This is a genomic window from Rhodococcus sp. UYP9 (assembly GCF_040547235.1).
Lineage (GTDB): Bacteria > Actinomycetota > Actinomycetes > Mycobacteriales > Mycobacteriaceae > Rhodococcoides.
Genome location: NZ_JBEPPH010000001.1, coordinates 131599 through 146773 on the forward strand (window position 1 = coordinate 131599; position 15175 = coordinate 146773).

Annotated in this window: 13 protein-coding genes and 1 tRNA gene; 9 read left to right on the forward strand and 5 right to left on the reverse strand. The window is 63.1% G+C overall.

The window, feature by feature from the left end:
- Window positions 1-199: 199 nt before the first annotated feature.
- The 5 genes from ABIB36_RS00705 (at window position 200) to ABIB36_RS00725 (ending at window position 5339) form a co-directional block, all read left to right on the forward strand.
- Window positions 200-1432, forward strand: a complete 1233-nt coding sequence (locus tag ABIB36_RS00705) for a PucR family transcriptional regulator (protein WP_084347734.1) — start codon at window positions 200-202, stop codon at window positions 1430-1432.
- Between the two features lie 222 nt (window positions 1433-1654).
- The gene (locus tag ABIB36_RS00710) at window positions 1655-2353 is read left to right on the forward strand and encodes an ABC transporter ATP-binding protein (protein ID WP_354559277.1); all 699 of its coding nucleotides are present in this window, start codon (window positions 1655-1657) and stop codon (window positions 2351-2353) included.
- On the forward strand, window positions 2350-4824 hold the full coding sequence (locus ABIB36_RS00715) for an ABC transporter permease (protein ID WP_084347732.1): 2475 nt from the start codon (window positions 2350-2352) through the stop codon (window positions 4822-4824). Before ABIB36_RS00710 ends, ABIB36_RS00715 begins: the two co-directional genes overlap by 4 nt.
- 34 nt (window positions 4825-4858) lie before the next feature.
- A tRNA-Arg gene (locus ABIB36_RS00720) sits at window positions 4859-4934 on the forward strand.
- A gap of 66 nt (window positions 4935-5000) precedes the next feature.
- Window positions 5001-5339, forward strand: coding sequence for a helix-turn-helix domain-containing protein (locus ABIB36_RS00725; RefSeq protein ID WP_306294102.1), 339 nt, complete (start codon window positions 5001-5003; stop codon window positions 5337-5339).
- Here ABIB36_RS00725 and ABIB36_RS00730 read toward each other — a convergent pair.
- Entirely contained in the window at window positions 5336-5923 is a 588-nt protein-coding gene (locus ABIB36_RS00730) for a ClpP family protease (RefSeq protein WP_084347730.1), read from the reverse strand. The two genes, ABIB36_RS00725 and ABIB36_RS00730, sit on opposite strands and share 4 nt — an antisense overlap.
- Window positions 5923-6531 carry a ClpP family protease gene (locus tag ABIB36_RS00735; RefSeq protein ID WP_084348060.1) on the reverse strand — a complete coding sequence of 203 codons (609 nt, stop codon included), beginning with the start codon at window positions 6529-6531 and terminating at the stop codon, window positions 5923-5925. The genes ABIB36_RS00730 and ABIB36_RS00735 overlap by 1 nt, the downstream gene beginning before the upstream one ends.
- A gap of 175 nt (window positions 6532-6706) precedes the next feature.
- Here ABIB36_RS00735 and ABIB36_RS00740 point away from each other — a divergent pair, with 175 nt between their 5' ends.
- Together ABIB36_RS00740 and ABIB36_RS00745 are read left to right on the forward strand one after the other, a co-directional pair.
- Window positions 6707-8020, forward strand: a complete 1314-nt coding sequence (locus tag ABIB36_RS00740) for an HNH endonuclease (protein ID WP_354558893.1) — start codon at window positions 6707-6709, stop codon at window positions 8018-8020.
- Between the two features lie 256 nt (window positions 8021-8276).
- The gene (locus tag ABIB36_RS00745) at window positions 8277-9674 is read left to right on the forward strand and encodes a DEAD/DEAH box helicase (RefSeq protein ID WP_354558894.1); all 1398 of its coding nucleotides are present in this window, start codon (window positions 8277-8279) and stop codon (window positions 9672-9674) included.
- Window positions 9675-9739: 65 nt separating this feature from the next.
- Here ABIB36_RS00745 and ABIB36_RS00750 read toward each other — a convergent pair whose 3' ends face one another.
- Window positions 9740-10192 (reverse strand): GNAT family N-acetyltransferase, encoded by a 453-nt coding sequence (locus ABIB36_RS00750; protein WP_084348059.1) that lies wholly within the window; start codon window positions 10190-10192, stop codon window positions 9740-9742.
- Window positions 10193-10255: 63 nt separating this feature from the next.
- On the opposite strand from ABIB36_RS00750, the gene ABIB36_RS00755 reads away from it, so the two are divergent.
- Window positions 10256-12283: an ABC transporter ATP-binding protein gene (locus ABIB36_RS00755; RefSeq protein WP_354558895.1), complete on the forward strand. Its 2028-nt coding sequence runs from the start codon at window positions 10256-10258 to the stop codon at window positions 12281-12283.
- Window positions 12280-13014 (forward strand): energy-coupling factor transporter transmembrane component T family protein, encoded by a 735-nt coding sequence (locus ABIB36_RS00760; RefSeq protein WP_084347725.1) that lies wholly within the window; start codon window positions 12280-12282, stop codon window positions 13012-13014. The genes ABIB36_RS00755 and ABIB36_RS00760 overlap by 4 nt, the downstream gene beginning before the upstream one ends.
- 8 nt (window positions 13015-13022) lie before the next feature.
- Here the strand turns inward: ABIB36_RS00760 and ABIB36_RS00765 are convergent, their stop codons facing one another.
- Window positions 13023-13409, reverse strand: a complete 387-nt coding sequence (locus ABIB36_RS00765; protein WP_084347723.1) for an HsmA family protein — start codon at window positions 13407-13409, stop codon at window positions 13023-13025.
- Window positions 13410-13507: 98 nt separating this feature from the next.
- Window positions 13508-15157 carry a VWA domain-containing protein gene (locus ABIB36_RS00770; protein WP_084347721.1) on the reverse strand — a complete coding sequence of 550 codons (1650 nt, stop codon included), beginning with the start codon at window positions 15155-15157 and terminating at the stop codon, window positions 13508-13510.
- Between the last annotated feature and the right edge of the window lie 18 nt (window positions 15158-15175).

Genomic DNA, 15175 nt, shown 5'->3' on the forward strand with positions numbered 1-15175 from the left:
AATTCTTTCTTTGAAACCCTGGATAACGCGTTCATAACATCCTATGATCAAGTCCGTTAGTGAGCCGAAAACAAACCTGAAGTATGCAAAAAGTGGTTATATGCAATAGGTCGAGTTAAAAAATGCAATTTTGCACTATAAAACGTGTGAGAAACTTTGTTCCCTCCAGAGCTGAAGTTCCTACCCGAAGGGCTGATCTGTGACCGTTCACAACACGAAGAGTCTCGGAATAATGGTCGCAGGCGAGCTCGCGTCCGCTCCGCTTCGCGATTTCCGTGCCGTGGCGCGCCAACTCGTCGGCCACTTCGCCGCCAACACTCCCTGCGGTTCACTGCCCGGCGAGCAGCTGCACGGCGACGTCACCGAATTCACCGTCAAATGCATCAGCATCGCGGTCCAGATGCTCGACGAACGTCGACCTCCCAACGAGAGCGATCTTGCCCAACTTCGAGCCAAGGCAAGCCAGTGGGCGCGCGAGGGAGTTCCACTCGAATCAGTGCTCACCGTCTACCACGAGGGAATTCAGATCGGTTGGAATCTCGTATCCAAGCGTGCAGGCGAAGGTGACACCAGCAACCTGATCGAAGCGGCCAGGATGTTCGTACTGCTGTCCGAGAAAGTATCCATTGCTGCGTCCAAGAGCTATGTCGAGGAACTCCAAGCAGTCGCCAGCGAACACCACACAGCTGCACACACTTTGGTCTCCTCACTACTCAGCGGCCACAACGCCGTCGCAATTGCGCGGCAGTCCGGCATAGAACTAGCCGAGAGTTACCTCGTACTCGCGATCTCCGTCCCCCCACACCCGGACGAGAACGACCCGGCGATCCAGAAGACAGTCGCGGCCCGTCGCAAGCTACGACGCGTGCAAGCTGAATTGGCAACGATATGCGGCCGCACTCCGCTGTCCATGCTGAGCACCGAGGGCGGCACCGTACTCATCCCCGGTGTCCACGACGAAGAATGGGTCGAAGCTCTGGTGCATCGCATCAGCACCGCCGCCGAAGTGCCCGTCACCGTGACAGCCGAGCAGGCCGCCATGTCCGACATCCCCACAGCCGCCGACCAGGTCCATGAACTTCTTGCGCTCGCGCACCAACTTCACCGACCTTCGGGGCTGTACCGAATGGACGATCTGGTTCTCGAATACCAGCTCACCCGGCCTGGTCCAGGCAGGCGTCACCTTCGCCAGATCCTGGAACCACTCGATTCCTCGCCGGAGTTGCTCGAGACACTCGAGATCCACATTTCGCACGACCTCAACCGACAGCGATCGGCGCGACAGCTACATCTGCACACCAACACGGTCGACTACCGGCTCAAGCGCATCGCTCAGCTCACCGGTTTCGATCCGACCCGGCCCTCGGGCATCCGCCACCTGCAAGCTGCGCTGGTTGCACGCCGACTCGAAGCATCTCAGGGTGCTGCTTAGAAAATCCCCGCCCAGGGTAGTAACAGTGAAGGAATAGTTGCCCCAGGGTTGTGGTTGAACACTTCGACAGCGTTCGATCCATGCCCCGGGTACCAACAACATTGCCGCTTCGAGCGGCCTCTTGCCGAGAGGCGCACTGGCGGACGCTGTCACTACAGAGAACCGCCCGCACATGTGTGGGCGGTTCTCCTTTTTGGAACGGGAGCCATGAACATGGCAGCACTGTCGCTTCGACTCGACCGCGTCGTCAAGCAGTACTCGGCCGGAGATCAACCGGTACGAGCCCTCGACGGCGTAGATCTCACGATCGAGGGTGGGCAGTTCGTCTCCCTCGTCGCTCCCTCCGGCGCGGGGAAAAGCACCTTGTTACACATGCTCGGCGCCCTCGACGTACCCGACTCGGGATCGGTCATCTTCGACGGCGTCGACATCACCCGGTTGAGCGACAACGAGCAATCGGACTTTCGACGTCACGAAGTCGGCTTCGTGTTCCAGTTCTTCAATCTGCTCCCGACGATGTCGGCGTGGGAAAACGTCGCCGTCCCCAAACTTCTCGACGGAATGCCCATACGTAAGGCGAAAGCCGATGCCCTCCGCTTGCTCGACATGGTAGGCATGGCCGATCGAGCCGAGCACCGGCCCGCGCAACTGTCCGGGGGACAGATTCAACGTGTCGCCATAGCCCGAGCTCTGGTCATGAATCCGGCGCTGCTGATCGCCGACGAACCGACCGGCAACCTCGATTCCAAGACCTCGCAGACCGTTCTGAACATCCTCGCCGACATAGCCCACGACAGCGACAGCTCCCGAGCCGTCGTCATGGCTACACATGACCTCGAGGCCGCGCGCAACACCGACCGGGTCATCAGCATGCTCGACGGCCGGATCGACACCGACGTCCTCTCGGGTTCCGGACTGTGATCGAAACCGCTCTCAGCCGATTCCGAGTTTTCGGGCTTCGAGATCTGCGCACGCACTGGGTTCGATCGCTCGTCTCTGCGGCCGTCGTCGCCGTCGCCGCAGGTCTGCTCATCGCAGTGCTCGGAACATACGGTTCGCTCACCGGATCGGTCGAACGGCTCACCGCCTCCATTGCCGGCAACGCGGACCTCGAAGTCATCGGCGTCACCGACAGCGGGTTCTCCCAGTCCGAACTCGATGTGGTTCGCGCAGTACCGGGTGTCGACGCGGCCGTTCCCATGCTCCGCAGCGACCTCGTGACCGGGATCGGAAAGGTCACCGTCATCGGCGTCGACTCCTCGATCACGGCACTGGACTCCGATCTGCAATCCGCCGTCTCCGGGTCGGTCACCCAATTCGCCAAACCTGGAGCCGTGCTCGTCGGACCCTCTACGGGATTGCAGGAAGGCGAGAGTTTCGAGGTCGGCGGGACACCGTTGACCGTCGCCGGTGTGGTCTCCGGCGCAGGATCACAGCGCATCGGTGGCGGAAAGTTCGTTCTCGCACCACTGAACTTGGCGCAGACCCTCACCGATCGCTCGGGAGAAATCGATTCCATCTTCGTGATCGATGGTTCGGATCACGGTGTCAAAGAAGCACTGACCGACGCCGTAGCAGGCCGCGTCGCGGTGATGGACCCCGACTTCCGAGCCGATCGAGCGGACGCCGCGATCAGCCTGACACGCAACGCAACGTTGATGGTCTCGCTGATCGCCTTCGTCGTCGCAGGATTCCTCGTGTTCAACGTCATGAACATGGCAATAGCCAAACGCCGACCCACCATCTCGGTATTGCGCTCACTCGGAGGCAGACGATCGACCATCGTCCGCGATCTCCTCGGTGAAGCAGCCCTCGTCGGACTGATCGGCGGGGCAATCGGCACTCCACTCGGAATTATCATGGGCCGCATCGCCATCAGCAGTCTTCCGCCATTTCTGGTGCAAGAAATCGACACTCGCATCGAATACGTGATGCCGGGCTACGCCATCCCCGTAGCGATCATCGCCTGCATCCTGGCCTGCGTCGGCGCCTCCGCGCTCGCCGCAGTTCAGGTGTACCGAATCTCGCCGGTGGAAGCACTCGCCGTCGGGGGCTCGGAGACGGACGCCGGCAGAAAAAGGTCCGTCACGGTCGGCGCTGCAGCACTCGGAGTGCTCGGCGTCGTCGGAGCCGTCGTGCTCGCGTCCACGGTCGAAGGCCAACTCACCCTCGCCGCCGGTGCACTGTTCCTGGTCGGCGTCGTCGCACTCTGCGTCAGCGGAACCGATCTCATCGTCGACGCCGTTGCCGGACTCCCCCGCCGCTGGGGTGGCGCGGGAAGACTCGCGACGGCCACCGTCGAACGAGCACCGCGACGAATCTGGGCGACGGTGATGACCATCGTCGTCGCCGTCGGAGTCAGCGTCGGAGTGTCGGGAGCCCTGGACAACTTGACCTCAGCAGCAACGGATTCACTGTCCTCCCTCGGCCGCACCGATATCTACGTTTCGCTCACCCCCAGCTCGGTGGTCCCCGCGGGCTCCACCTTGGATCCTGCAGTGGTGCAACGTGTCCGCGACACCCCAGGAGTACAGAACGTGGTCGAAGGACAATGGGCTTACGCCACACTCGACGACGAGTTCGTCTCCATCCAAGCCGTCGGCGAGGGCAGCAATGCGGTCACCCTGTCCGTCCTCGACCAGGACGTTCGCGCTGCAGTGTTACGCGGCGACGGCGTCGCGATCTCCCGCACACTCGGTGAAGCACAGGGCATTTCGGTGGGAAGCATCATCGAACTCCCCACCCCGACAGGCACCCGAGAAGTCGAAGTCCTCGCACTCGTCGACTACCTCAACGCCGCAGGGGGAACAATGGCCATCTCGCTGCAATCGATGCAGCAATGGTTCGACCGCCCCGGCGCGACCTACCTCGAGATAGCCGTCGACGGCGACGCCGCCACCGTGCTCGACGAACTCGACGCCACCCTGCCGCCGGAGGTGTACGCGTACTCGGGCGAGGAAGCGCTGGCAGGGGCCAGCGGGTCCATCGCACAGGCGGGGGCACTGGCCGTCGCGCTCCAATGGATCGTGGCACTCGTCGCCGCCGTCGCACTGCTGAACACACTGACCCTGTCCGTCCTCGAACGCCGCCGCGAACTCGGCGTCCTGCGCGCCATGGGCGGGCGCCGCGGCACACTCGCTCGGATGGTCGTAGCGGAGGCAGTCGCCGTCGGGATCGTCGGCGGCATCCTCGGCATCGGAATCGGCGCCGCACTGCAATACCTCAGCACCCTCATCCTCGGCGCCAGCACAGGAATCTTCATCCCCTACTCCATCGGGCCGACCGTGGTCGTCTACGGATTCGTCGCACTCGCCCTCTCACTCATCGGATCGGCTCCCCCAGCCCTCCACGCTGCACGTTCGACAATCGTCGACGCGATTGCCGCCGACTGACAAGGCGAGTTGTACACTCGCACGTGCACAACTCGCCTTCGTAGCTCAGGGGATAGAGCAACCCTCTCCTAAAGGGTAGGTCGCAGGTTCGAATCCTGCCGAGGGCACCAGATCGCTCCCTCTGCTCTGAGCAGAATTGCGCACACCCGTTCCGGACCAGCGCTAGGGTTCGGCCCATGGGTGAGGTCATCAGCATCGAATCGCGCCGGCCGCCGCGCACTCCTGACACAGCGAAGCCACTCGGCCGGGCGACTGCCATGGAACCGCTGTGGCGCGAGGTGGTGGGCCGTCGACTACGCGAACGCCGACAGTCCCGAGGCGACACATTGTCCGACACCGCGACGCGCGCCGGAATTTCACCGCAGTACCTTTCCGAAGTCGAACGTGGCTGCAAGGATCCGTCGAGCGAGATCCTCGCGGCCGTCGTCGGTGCGCTGGGGACGTCCATCGCCGAGATCGCCGGGCTCGCGCACCATGACCTCATCCGGGGTGGGGTCAGCATGCTCGCCGCTTAGCGGTTCTTCAGAACCTGGTCGACGATTCCGTAGTCGAGAGCTGCCGACGCGGTCAGCACCAAGTCTCGGTCGGTGTCGTGCCGGAGCGTCGCAACGTCTCGGCCGGTGTGCTCGGCAAGTATCGCTTCCATCTCCGAGCGCACACGCACCACCTCGTCGGCTGCCAAAATGAGGTCCGGGATGGTGCCGCGACCTTGCGCTGCCGGTTGATGCAAGACCACCCGACTGTGGGTCAATGCAGATCGACGTCCCGGTGCACCTGCTGCAAGCAGGACTGCCCCCGCCGCCACCGCCTGACCGACACATGTAGTTGCAACGGCAGATCCGATGAACTGCATGGTGTCGTACACCGCGAGCATGGCTGCGGTATCACCTCCCTCGCAGTTGATGTACATCGATATCTCCCGGTCGGGCGAGTCCGCTTCGAGATGCAACAACTGCGCAATCAGTGCATTCGCAACACCGGCATCGATGCCGGTTCCGAGGTACACGATCCGTTCGCTGAGTAGGTGCGAATAGACATCGACGACGCGTTCGCCGCGTGAATCTCGTGTTATGACATTGGGAATGGTGTAGGAGCTCATCACTGCACCCCCATCCCGACCGGCATACGACGAGCCGGCATCACCTGATCGAACGAGTCGACGATGGCGTCGACGAAGCCGTACTCACGTGCAGCTTCGGCGGTGAACCAGCGATCGTGCAGCGAGTCGTCGAAAATCTGTTCGCGCGACTGTCCGGTGTCCTCGGCGATCAGACCGAGCACCGTGTCACGGGTGTGCCGTAGGTCGTTTGCCTGCACCTCCACTTCGACTGCCGAACCGCCGATGCCTGCAGAGCCTTGGTGCATCAGAATCCGGGCGTGTGGTAAGGCGTAACGCTTTCCATGGGTACCTGAGGACAAAAGGAATTGTCCGGCGCTGCAGGCCAATCCGAGGGCAAGCGTCGATACTTCGCACGGAACGAGGCGCATCACATCACGAATGGCCAGCATCGCCGGAACCGATCCGCCCGGCGAGTGGATCCACAAAGCAATGTCGGCCGAGGCGTTCTCGGCGGCGAGGGTCAGCAGATGGGTCGTCAGGACGGTCCCGTTGTCGTCGTCGAGGGCACCGTCGAGGACGAGCACTCGATGACGCAACAGCTGTCGGCGGAGGTCGGAGGAGAACATTCGCGGTGTCGAGTCGGTCATGGCTCCACTATTGCCCACGAGAACCGTTGCGCACCAGCATCTCTGCCGAGAGCAGAGATATTCGACGCCTATCTGCTCACAGCAGCGAAAGGGTATGTCGTCGACTTCAGCGGGGGCTTGTGGATCTGGCTGATGTTCGATATCGTCGAACATACGTTCGAGATTGGGGGATCTCATGCAGGTATCAGAGGTACTGGAGTTCGTGGCGCGACTGAACGAGCTGAAATCCGTAGCGGACGCGGCTATCGGAATCGATCTGATCACCGCACTGGAGACCGCAACCTGCGCGTGCGCTGCCGCCCAGGCAGTGGCCACCGATGCCGTCGCCGTTTCGATCAGCGAGGAACGGAAGGCGCTCGGAAAACCCAAGGCGCAGTGGCGGGCAGGCCTCGCCTCGCAGATCGGGCTCGCGCGGCGAGTATCCCCGAGTAAAGGTGCCACCTTCCTCGGATTGGCGCGATCACTCGTGCACGAGATGCCGCATACCCTCGACCGCCTACGCGGCGGTGAGCTCAACGAGTATCGCGCCATTCTGATCGCCAGAGAGACAGCATGTTTGACGGTCGAGGACCGGCAGGTCATCGATAGACGGCTGTGTGCGGACGGGCGCGCCCTGAATGGACTCGGTGACGACGCCATCGCCGCGAAGGCCCGCGCGATGGCCGCTGAACTCGATCCTGCGTCGGTGGTGAAACGCTTCGAAAAGGCGTTCTCGGCGCGCCGCACCAGCACTCGGCCACAACCGGATTTCATGTGCCAATTCACCACAGTGACATCGATGGATCGTGCCGTCTGCATGTGGGCGACCCTCCGACGTGACGCCGACTCGATCGTCAACGCCGGCGGAGAGATACGAACCCGAGACCAGATCATGGCGGATCTGGCATACGAGCGCATCACCGGAACGGCATCAGCGGGCGCGGGTGCACCGGTATCGGTCAACCTCGTGATCGCCGACACGACTCTCCTCGCCGACAGCACCGCCCCCGCCCACCTGCAGGGATACGGAGAGATCCCCGCGGTCATCGCCCGCAAGTTGGTAGGCACTGCGTGTGCAGACACCACACGGGTCGAGCTCCGCAGGGTGTATGCCACCCCCTCGACCGGCGCGCTCACCGCGATGGAATCGAAAGCTCGAATCTTCCCGGCAGCGCTGGCCCGATTGATCGACCTGCGTGATCGAACGTGCCGAACACCGTGGTGCGACGCACCGATTCGTCACCACGACCACATTCGGTCCTACGCACGCGGAGGCGAGACCAGTGCGAGCAACGGCGCAGGCTTGTGCGCCGCATGCAATCACGCCAAGGAAGCAGACGGGTGGAGTGCCGAACCTCGAAAAGCATGGAAACCCGGCGCCATCCACATCTACGACATCACCACACCGACCGGGCACGAGTACAGCTCGACAGCGCCGCCGCTGCCCGTGGTCGTCAGCTACACCTCGTTCGTCGAGCAGGAGATGGCCATCGGCCTCTCCGCGGCATAGATGCCTGATGGGTCACTCCGGGAAGGAAACGACAGCCCCACCGGTTACACTGGTCATCGACGCGCGTAGCTGCACGTCAGACGTCGTGGAATGCTTCTACTTCCGCCCGGCCCCGGCCGCGTAGTCCATGTGCACCGCGCACAGGCTTTTCTTACGGCGATCGAAACTGCCCACCGGCAGTCTCGCCACCCCTTTGCACTTGTCGGGCGTACAGCCCGTGGTGCAACACCTTGCCCGAAAGGCGCATCACATCGTTATGACTACCTTTGCTTCACTCGGCGTTCCGAACGCGCTCGCCGAAGTTCTCTCCAGCCAGGGCAAGGTCGACGCCTTCCCTATCCAGGCGGACACACTCCCCGACACTCTCGTAGGACGCGACGTTCTCGGCCGCGGAAAGACGGGCAGTGGCAAGACACTCGCTTTCGCCATCCCCATGGTCGCGCGCCTCGCCGGACAGCTCCCAGGTAACCGCAAGCCCGGCCGCCCACGCGGGCTCATCCTTGCCCCCACTCGCGAGCTGGCAACCCAGATCGCCGCCGCAATCGAACCGTTGGCCGCGGCGTACAAGCTCAGCGTCACGACCATCTTCGGTGGCGTCTCGCAAAACCGTCAGGTATCCGCCCTCAAGGGTGGCGTCGATATCGTCGTCGCCTGCCCGGGTCGGCTCGAAGACCTGATGAAGCAGCGCCACGTCTCACTCGACTCCGTGCAGATCACCGTTCTCGACGAAGCCGATCACATGGCAGACCTCGGGTTCCTTCCGGTCGTCACTCGACTTCTCGCAGCTACCCCGCCGAAGGGTCAGCGTCTCCTGTTCTCGGCAACGCTCGACAACGGCGTCGACAAGCTCGTCAAGCGGTTCCTCACCGACCAGGTGACGCACTCCGTCGACGAGGTCACCTCGCACGTAGAAGCCATGACGCACAGCGTCTTCGAGGTCGACGGCGTCGAAGCCAAGAAGAAGCTCGTTCAGCAATTGGCCTCGGGCACCGGACGTCGCATCCTGTTCATGCGGACCAAGCATCAGGCCCGCAAGCTCGCCAAGCAGCTCACCGAAGCTGGAATCCCGTCGGTCGACTTGCACGGCAACCTGTCTCAGGGTGCACGTGACCGAAACCTACTCGCGTTCTCGTCGGGCTCGGCGCGCGTACTCGTCGCCACCGACGTTGCCGCTCGCGGTGTGCACGTCGATGACGTCCAGCTCGTCGTGCACGTGGATCCGCCTGCCGAGCACAAGGCATACCTGCACCGTTCGGGCCGCACCGCTCGCGCGGGAAGCGCCGGAGATGTCGTGACGGTCGTTCTCCCAGAGCAGCGCAAGGACACAGCAATCCTCCTGCGCAAGGCCAACATCAAGGTGACCCCGGTCCGCGTCACGGCGGACTCGCCCCAGGTGTCCGAACTCGTCGGCGAGCAGGCTCGATACGTCGAGCCCGTACCGGTCAAGGCTGTTCAGCAGCCGCGCCAGGGCAGCCCACGCGGCAACGGCAGCTCACGCAGCAGCAACCCTCGCAGCGGCGGCGCTCCGCGTCGCAGCGGCGGTGGCGGTCAGGGCCAAGGCAGCCAAGGCGGCGCAGCACGCCAGCACGCAGCCGGCGGCGGCGGTGGCCGTAGTCGCCGTCCCGCAGGTCCTGCCGCGAGCCGTACTCGCTAGATCCAACGAGAACTGTGCGCGCGCGACCGATGGTTGCGCGCGCACAGTCGTTTCCGGACTTGGTTCTACAGCGTGCGGGCGTAGCAGATCGAGGTCAGGGCGTCGACGTACGGGCCGAATGGCTCGATCCTGGTGTAGCCCTCCCGTTCGTAAAATCTGACGGCGTCCGGTTGACCCGATCCGGTTTCCAACTTGAGAGTATGGATACCGTGGGCGCGCGCTGCTTCCTCGAGCTTGCGCAAAATTGCGACCGATGCACCGCGTCCACGTTCAGCGGGAATGACGTACATCCGCTTGATCTCCGCTTCCTCGCCCCCGAGCAACCGAAGTCCCCCGCACCCGATGCCTACCGACGAATCGTCGCGCGCAACGACGAATACCAGCATGTCCTCCCCGGACGGTGGCATCCCTGGTTCGTGGCTGCTGTTTCCGTAGCGAGCATCCAACTCCGCCCGCTGAGCGGCTCGCAACTGTGCCCCGGCCGGGGTATCCCAGCCTTCTTCTTCCACCGTGATCACTCGGGTACGCCTCTCTGGTTTCTGTTGGCGTGAGTGCAAGGACGGTGCTGGCACACTGGACCGGTGACCGAAAGCCGCACCGAACACCACACGTCGACTGCGTTGACGCCTGTCGAACTCGCGACGGCCGCCGTGATGAGCAGCTTTGCAGTCGCTCTCTCGGTGGTTGCGATGGTGGTTCCGCTGGCCACCGCGTTACAGATCGTAGCTGCTGTCCCGATGGCTGTCGTCGCGCAACGCCATCGCACTCGGGTGCTCGTCTCGGCAGCTGTGGCCGGAACCCTCGTCGCGTTCGTTGCCGCCGGGTGGTCGACGGCCGTCACCGTGGCCACGGCTGCTCTTCTCGGCGGGATGGTCGGACGGGCGAAACGTCTCGGTCATGGGCTGTTCCGAGTGCTCGTCACCTCAGCGATCGTCGGGCCCGCCATCGGTTTGGTGACGGTGGGCGTGTTGTTCCTGTTGGCGCCACTGCGTGAGCTGTTTCTGAAAACTATCGAGAACACCATCGAGGGCGTCGCCCGACTGATGTCGCGGACCGAAATCCTGATACCTGCCGCGGACACGTTGCGTTCGGGTGTCGGTGCCGTGCTGGACAACTGGTGGTGGTGGATACTCGGCACCGCGATATTCAGCATTGTCCTCGGTGTGTTCTTCACGTGGCTGATCCTCGGAGCAATTCTCGACCGCCTCTCGACAATCCCCGTCGCTGATCACCTACCTGCTGCGATCGACGGAGTAGTGGCACCGCTACCAGTTCGCTTGAACAACGTCGGGTTCAGTTACGACGGCTCCCGCACCGCCGCCTTGCAGGGCCTCGACCTCACCATCGATTTCGGGGAGTTCGTCGCCGTGGTCGGGCACAACGGGTCCGGAAAGTCGACGCTGACTCGAATCCTCGCGGGCCGTACACCCACCACCGGGACCGTGGACCGTCCCGGTGTCGCCGGTTTGGGGCTGGCAGGCGGAACGGCAGTGGTTCTGCAGCGGCCGGAGAGTCAGATGCTCGGCAGCCGCGTCGGCGACGACGTCGTGTGGGGTCTGCCCGCAGACGCCGAGACAGATATCGACGCGTTGCTGACCGAAGTGGGTCTGGGCGGAATGGGAGCACGCGACACCTCGACTCTGTCGGGCGGTGAAATGCAACGGTTGGCGGTCGCGGCTGCACTGGCGCGGCGCCCCGCACTACTGATCGCCGACGAAGCAACCACGATGGTCGACGCCGCAGGCCGAGCGAGTCTGGTGGCGCTGCTGGCCGATCTCCCCACTCGACACCGGATGTCCGTCGTACTCGTGACGCACCAAGAGCTGGAAACGGTTGCGGCCGATCGCGTCGTTCATCTTCAGGGCGGGGCGCAGGTGCAACACAGCGCCGAATGGATGCGTACGGCGTTGCTCGACCCGGCGACCACCCACTTTCGTGCCGGACCACCGATCATGACTCTTCGCGGAGTCGGGCACACCTACAACAGGCGCACACCGTGGTCGCAGTTGGCGCTCACCGGGATCGACCTGACAGTGCACGCTGGTGACGGGCTGCTTGTCCTGGGCGGCAATGGATCCGGAAAGTCCACGCTCGCATGGATTCTCGCGGGACTGACCAAGCCGTCGACCGGGACCGCGGATTTCGACGGTTCTCCGGTGTCGGACAACGTCGGTGTCGTAGGTCTGGCGTTTCAGCACTCACGGTTACAGCTTCAGCGCCGCACGGTCGCAGAGGACATCGCGGCTGCCGGGGGCCCGGAAGTGGGTTCCGTGCAGGTCTCTCGCGCAATGGACGCGGTCGGCTTGGATCGACTGCTCGCAGGTCGAGAGATCGATTCACTCAGCGGCGGACAGATGCGTCGGGTCGTCATCGCCGGGCTCGTGGTGAACAAGCCTCGGGTGCTCGTCCTCGACGAACCGCTCGCCGGACTCGATCCGCCGGGACGAACCGACATCATCGGTGTGCTCGGTCAACTACGACGTCAGGGAATCGCGATAATAGTCATTTCGCACGATATCGACGGTATCGACAGCGTGTGCGACCGAACGATCACCCTTTCCGGCGGGCGCATCACGTCCGAAACGACAACCCGCGGAGTGGCATCGTGACAACTGTTGTACTGCGCCAAGTTCCGCGGCACTCGCCGATACACCGACTCTGGGCCGGCACGAAGCTGATGTCTGTGGTGCTCATCAGCCTCACGCTGCTGATCGCGCCGTCGTGGCCGGCACTGGGGATCGTCGTCGGCCTGCTGGTGGTCACCGCGATCATCGCGCGCGTGCCGCCGACCGCGATACCCCGCCCGCCGAAGTTGATCTGGGTTCTCTTCCTGATCGGCGCACTCATCAACGCGCCGTTGGGGTTCTCGGCTGTGCTGCTCTTTCTGCGGGCAATGGTGTTCGCATTCGTGCTGCTCGGGGCGTCGCTGATGATCGGCTGGACGACGTCGATGAGCGATATCGCACCCGCCGTCTCCATTCTCGGAACGCCGCTGAAGAAGCTGCGGTTGCCGGTCGACGAATGGGCCGCGACCGTCGCATTGTGCCTACGTTCGCTTCCGTTGTTGATCGAGGAAATGCGCGTCATGATCGCTGCCCGACGCCTGCGCCCCAAATCGGTCCTCAACAGCGTCGCGGACAATTCGATCGTCGACCTCATCACCGCAACGATGTCCATTGCCATCCGTCGGGCCACGGAAATGGGTGAAGCCATCACCGCCCGCGGCGGCGCTGGCCAGATAACCGCCTATCCCAGCCGACCGCACCTGCCCGACGTCCTTGCCTTCACCGTCGTCGTGCTCAGCTGCACCGCAGCCCTGGTAGTCACGTTCGCGTTCTGATTTCGGGTCTAACCCGTCATCGCGCCGATGGCTCCCGTGAAGTAGGGCACCAACCAGATAGCCCACACGATCAGGCTGAACTTGTGAAACTTCGCCTTCTCGGAGGGGCGATCTCGAAGTAGGACGATGACAGCCCACACCAGGTGAATTGCCATGAGCACGATAGCCAAGGCTCCGGTGACGACCATGAGGCGGTTGAAAGTGGACACGCCGGTATCCGTCGACTGATCGGCAATTCGGCTCATCAAAAAGGTGCCCGTTGCATCGCATATGAGGCCGAGAGTGAAAGCACCGGCGTGCCACCACTTCAGCGTCTTCTGGATCCGTTCCGACCAGACGCCGATCGAGTAGAAAACCAGAGCAAAGGTGATGACGATAATTGCGGTTGCCAACATCGACCGACACTACCTCGCCTCTGTGCCGCTGATCGATATATCGCTTTGTACGATCGGGGGTGGCCGGCCTTGTCCATTCCGATCGACTTACGGTGCGGTTATTCCCCGCCGATACGCTGGGTTCGGCTGTTGAGCGCTTGGACGAACACATCGGGGATGTCGCGCGGGTCCTCGGCGATGTAGCTCGTACCGCCTGTGGCCGCGGAAATCTTCTGCAGGGCAACAGGATCCGCGTCCGTCGTGATGCCGACCGTCACGATGACCACCGGCCGAACCGGATCCTGCTCACGCTGCAACGTGGCGATCAAGTCGTCGAGACTCGGACTACCTGGATCTTCGTTGGCACCATCGGTCAACAGGATGACACTGTTGACGAAGTTGGGGTCGTAGCCTTCCTTCACTCTCCGGAAGGCAGCAAGCGTGGTGTCGTACAGGCCAGTACCCCCACCGACCAGTGACGGTAGCGACCGAATGCCGGCGAGAATTGCTTCACGCTGGGGAAGTCCGTTGACGACATTGCTTTCAGGTCCGATGGGGACCAGTTCACGGTAGTCCTGACTGCCTCCGCCGAGTCCGATCGAGAACGCCCACAAACCCATCTCTGCTTGAGAGTTGAACAGTGCGTTACCGCCGAGGCTCGCCTCGACGGTCAATGCGATGCGGGTCGAGTCACCCGATTTGACCGCCATCGACCCGGATACGTCTTCCACTACGACTGTTCGCAGTGGCAGGGCCAGAACCGACCAGTCCCGGAGCGTCGATTCGATGGAGAGTGGATTCTTCAGTTCGAGGGCGGCAACCGATCCGACGCCTGTGCCATCAGTCAACGGAGTTCCACTGGCCTGTCGAAAACCTGATTCGAGCAGCGCGTTGGCTGTCGTCGAGTTTGCCAACAGCGAGGCCAGGGCGGCCCCGGCCTTCTTCGCGGCGTCGTAATCCGGTCCCATCGCTGCGGTCACGGCAAGCGGGTAGTCCAAAAAGTAGCTGCCGGTCGGCGGGACCGACGCGAGGAGAGGTGACTGCGGGTTGGCCTTGTTGTAGGCCACCACGCTCTGTTCGGTGGCGACACTGCTGCCTCCTTCGGCAGCGACCTGGGTTACCAGGTCGTTCGTATCGTGCGGGGTACCGGCGATCCGCCCGTAATCCTGGGCGATGGGAACCAGAGCTGCCGAGACTGCCTTCGGATCAGAGATCGCGACCTCTGATTCGGCCAACGCACCCAGTATCGAAGCAATCGAAACGCTGCTGTTGAGTGGATCTCCGATGCGCTGCTGTGGGGTCTGCAGAACCTGCAGCCAATTCTGTGCCGTGGGTGCTTCGCCTTGGCGTGTGACCAAGACCGGCAGCGTTTTGGCGACCGAGGACTTCGCAACTTCCGGTAGCGCCCCAGTCGAGCGAAGCGTCTTGAGCAACCAGAGCGTCGAATCGGGAATCCACAGGTCGGGACGGCTGCCATCGACACCGGCAAGTTCCGTTGCGGTATCGGTCGGCGCCTCGGCGCGAATCTCGAAATCGGTACAACCGCGGTCGAGCTCGCTGGACCGGCTCAACACCTCGGTCACCACCGGCTCGATGGTCGGGTCCACGGCCAGGGATACCTGGCCCGTGGAATCGCAACCTGCCACCGTCGCGCGTACGGCCTGGACTCCGAAGTACCCGCCCACGACGACCACGACCGCCACCACCACAACCGCAGCCCATTTTGCAGCCGGAGTGCTCCGAGTTCCTGTTCCGTGACGCCCAGACATTTCCGCGCACTCCCCCAT

What these genes read in the sequence shown, in the direction of transcription:
- ABIB36_RS00725 (WP_306294102.1), top strand. Translation starts at nt 5,001, where the DNA reads ATGGGTGAGGTCATCAGCATCGAATCGCGCCGGCCGCCGCGCACTCCT.
- ABIB36_RS00730 (WP_084347730.1), bottom strand. Translation starts at nt 5,923, where the DNA reads ATGAGCTCCTACACCATTCCCAATGTCATAACACGAGATTCACGCGGC.
- ABIB36_RS00735 (WP_084348060.1), bottom strand. Translation starts at nt 6,531, where the DNA reads ATGACCGACTCGACACCGCGAATGTTCTCCTCCGACCTCCGCCGACAG.
- ABIB36_RS00740 (WP_354558893.1), top strand. Translation starts at nt 6,707, where the DNA reads ATGCAGGTATCAGAGGTACTGGAGTTCGTGGCGCGACTGAACGAGCTG.
- ABIB36_RS00745 (WP_354558894.1), top strand. Translation starts at nt 8,277, where the DNA reads ATGACTACCTTTGCTTCACTCGGCGTTCCGAACGCGCTCGCCGAAGTT.
- ABIB36_RS00765 (WP_084347723.1), bottom strand. Translation starts at nt 13,409, where the DNA reads ATGTTGGCAACCGCAATTATCGTCATCACCTTTGCTCTGGTTTTCTAC.
- ABIB36_RS00770 (WP_084347721.1), bottom strand. Translation starts at nt 15,157, where the DNA reads ATGTCTGGGCGTCACGGAACAGGAACTCGGAGCACTCCGGCTGCAAAA.